Here is a 3490-nt window from a genome sequence, read left to right on the forward strand (position 1 = left end):
CTTCTAGCTGGACACCAACATCTTGGCCGTTAAAGTGCTCAAATAAGGATTCAAATTGAACGCGAAGTCGTGGGCTACTCATAAAGAGGAAATCTCAGTTTATAAAAAACAGAGATAGTTTCCTCATTTTATATTGGTTATGCAAGAGTCTTAATCACTGTTTAAAGAATATTACAGCCGAGTTGTTGAGAAAGTTGCTGAATTTGCTCTTCGTTGTCCAACTTAATCGACCATTTACTTTCTGAGCAATTTACAGAGATGACATTCGCCCCTCTCCCAATGAGCTGAACAGCATCGGCTTGGGCTTGTAGCGTGATGGCGAGATCACCCAATACTCGTACCACTAATTCATGGGATGTTACGATGATTTTTCCACCTGAAAATTCAATCACCATTTTATAAATCAACCTTGATAGCTTGAGAACGGTTACGAATTTTTTGTACTGCGACCGTCAAACGGCTGGTGCACACCAAACGTTCGCGCTCATCAGTGATATTGATTTGCCATACTTGCGTTGAAATACCAAGATGGATAGGTGTCGCTGTTCCTATAACCATCCCCTCTCGCATGGCGCGAACATGATTAGCATTAATGTCTAACCCTACACAATAGTGTTCTTGATCCACACTGAAATTCGCGGCAACTGAACCTAGGGTTTCCGCAAGTACCACTGAGGCGCCACCATGCAGCATACCAAGCGGCTGATGGGTAAAGTGACAAACAGGCATGGTCGCAGACAAAGAGTGATCAGTATAATCGGTATAAATAATATTGAGATGCTCTATCAAGGTGTTTTTGGAGGTGGCGTTTAATGTTATTAAATCGATAGGCTTCTTCCAAATATCCATGCTTTTTTGTCTCATTCATCGTAAAAGAGATTCATTCTATACTTAAAAGGTAACAACTTGCAGCGAGTAATCAGTCAGTTCCAGCGATTGAGATCCTGCCAACTACACATTTTCGAGACAGATCCGATCGCTCATAAATATTAACTGCAGTGTTGTCATTAGCCGTTTATCGGTGCTAAGAAGCCTCTTCATACAAAGATGTCATTTAAGCGCTTAAAGATGAGCACAAAAAGTGCTCTGATACATGGCTTACAAGTGTCAACGTACCGACTCAAGTACCTAAAATGCGTAATGGCAGTTGTAGCAGCTCATCCCCTGTCGTTGCAAAACCCCAAATAATAGCGATAAGCGCAGCCACTAAACTGACATACCAAAGTGAAGCTACAATTTGTCCATATCGATTCAGAGGTAGCAAATGACTTTGATGACGCTGCTTCCATTCCATTACAATTTCAATGCTGCCCATAATCAATAAAAAGCCGAACAGGGTTAATCCAAGCCAATAGCTCAAAATGACACCAGCGATCGCCGCAAGAGCACACAACGCAATCCCCAAAGTGCTGTTCATAGAAAAGCTGATGCTTTTTAACACGTGACCACCATCAAGCGGCAATATAGGCAATAGATTGAAGAGATTGAGAAAGGCATTAAAAACAGCAAGGCCGGCAAAAAATATCTCTCCTGTGATCCAGTACACGACAACCAGCACAACCGAGAGCAGCAAACCAAAAAATGGCCCCATAATTGAGATCACTACATCTTGCCAACGTGTATTGATTTTTTCATCACTTAATGCCAAGCCACCAAGAAATGGAATGAGATAAATGCCTTTAGTCTTCATACCAAAATACTTCATCGCTTTGATATGGCCAAATTCATGGAACACCAAACAGGCAATAAGCGCCATAGCAAACTGGAAGGAAAATAACCACGAATAAGCTGCAATACTTGCTGACGCCAGAACAACTTTAATCAGCTTGGCACTTTTCAGTGCTTTCATGCCAAGCGAGACTAGACCAATAAGGCTAAAACGTCGCTCCGGCTTTGGCGGGCTATATGGTGTTTGTTTTTCAATGTCTTTTTCTGAACGCTCACCTTGCGTGACAATGTCACCATTAACTAATGCTTGATAACTCAGTTTAAAAGGTTGCCAACTCAGCTCGACATTTAGTTCACATTGGATCGGCGTTTCACCACTTAACAACTGAAATCTATGGGTCGTTGTCGCCTCGATATTCCCTGTCGCATCGCATTGCGCGACCAGTTGATTATCCCAATAGAGTTGCTGCCAGCCTGACATTGAACCTTCGAGACGAAGTGATTTTCCTAAAAATGGAGCGGAAAGGAGTTCCACAGTGATACCTACATACAAACATAAAAACGGCGTTCATTATGCCTTTGGGCAATAACAGCGTAAAGCACGATGCCCATTTTCTTACTATTGAAGATGACTTAGTTCAATTCCCTCACGAATACCAAGCTTTTTGCCATCTCCCCTTTTAATTCCAGTCGTAACGTGGATAATACGCGCTTACATATTTTTACAAGGTGGGTACTATGTCTACTGAAGCAACTTTACTTGAACGCAGCCAATCAAAATGTGAGCTTTGTTCATCAGAATCTCCATTAGCTCCATTTGTGGTAGCGCCACACACTATGGTTACTGTTGACCATGCCGTTATGTTGTGTGATGTCTGCAAAGGCCAAATTGAGAACCCAGAAACAGTAGATGTGAACCATTGGCGTTGTTTGAACGACAGCATGTGGAGCCAAGAGCAACCCGTTCAAGTACTGGCGTGGCGTCAACTTAAGCGCCTTGCGGCCACTGAGGGTTGGGCTCAAGACCTACTTGATATGATGTATCTTGAAGAAGAAGCTGCAAAATGGGCTGAAATTGGTATGGATGATGATGCAGAAAAGCCTCGTGATGTGAATGGCGTAGAACTGAAAAAAGGCGACGACGTAACCATCATTAAAGATCTCCCTATCAAAGGCTCAAGCCAAGTCATTAAACAGGGTACTGTGGTTCGCGGTATCAGTTTAAGCGACGATCCTAAGTTGATCTCTGGTAAAGCCAATGGCCAATCGATGTATATCATTGCTGAATACTGTCGCAAAAAATAATAGCCATTGACGAATAAAACAAAGGCGCAACTTAGTTTGCGCCTTTGTTTTTCGGAAACCGTTGTTTTCATGAGCAGTGAAACTAGTAAATTTTAAATACAAAAAAGCCGACGATTTAATCCGTCGGCTTTTACATCTCTACACATTGAATTAACGGTATAAACCGATATCTTTCTGCATGTGACCAGACAAATTATTCGCGTAGTAGCTGCGAGGTTCGCTGTGGTCGACAAACAGAATATCAACTAAATGTGCAATCAATCCTTTGAAGTTAACCGCGTAGGTTTTTTTATCCATAGAGGTAGGTGCTGTAATCGTACCCATATTCATTGCTTGTGCCATGATAGCCTCTCTGTTAATTCGGTAACTTACTTTGTTGAAATGAATTCTAGGTGATATTTTTTTGGTTAAAAAATGACAAATTTTCCACATTCAAATTAGTTATTCTAATGAAACAACCCCATAACAATGCATACTTTTATTATCCACGATAATCGACGACTTATTCACACTAGGC

General features: G+C 41.6%; 5 protein-coding genes. 1 reads left to right on the forward strand and 4 read right to left on the reverse strand.

The genetic code is table 11. The features are described from left to right. Positions 1–161: 161 nt before the first annotated feature. The 3 genes from B9J84_RS10830 to B9J84_RS10840 form a co-directional block, all read right to left on the reverse strand. Positions 162–395, reverse strand: a complete 234-nt coding sequence (locus B9J84_RS10830; RefSeq protein WP_179217553.1) for a DUF3389 family protein — start codon at positions 393–395, stop codon at positions 162–164. A gap of 1 nt (position 396) precedes the next feature. Beyond that, positions 397–849: a hotdog fold thioesterase gene (locus tag B9J84_RS10835; protein ID WP_010320753.1), complete on the reverse strand. Its 453-nt coding sequence runs from the start codon at positions 847–849 to the stop codon at positions 397–399. 271 nt (positions 850–1120) lie between these two features. Continuing rightward, on the reverse strand, positions 1121–2203 hold the full coding sequence (locus tag B9J84_RS10840) for a site-2 protease family protein (RefSeq protein ID WP_094124117.1): 1083 nt from the start codon (positions 2201–2203) through the stop codon (positions 1121–1123). A gap of 203 nt (positions 2204–2406) precedes the next feature. Between B9J84_RS10840 and B9J84_RS10845 the strand changes: the two genes are divergently transcribed. Next, positions 2407–2973 carry a PhnA domain-containing protein gene (locus B9J84_RS10845; RefSeq protein WP_026027787.1) on the forward strand — a complete coding sequence of 189 codons (567 nt, stop codon included), beginning with the start codon at positions 2407–2409 and terminating at the stop codon, positions 2971–2973. 150 nt (positions 2974–3123) lie between these two features. On the opposite strand, the gene B9J84_RS10850 is transcribed toward B9J84_RS10845, so the two are convergent. Further along, the gene (locus B9J84_RS10850; protein ID WP_017042819.1) at positions 3124–3315 is read right to left on the reverse strand and encodes a hypothetical protein; all 192 of its coding nucleotides are present in this window, start codon (positions 3313–3315) and stop codon (positions 3124–3126) included. Between the last annotated feature and the right edge of the window lie 175 nt (positions 3316–3490).

Origin of the sequence: Vibrio sp. V03_P4A6T147 (assembly GCF_002241085.1) — a bacterium.
In the GTDB taxonomy this organism is placed as follows: Bacteria; Pseudomonadota; Gammaproteobacteria; order Enterobacterales; family Vibrionaceae; genus Vibrio; species Vibrio anguillarum.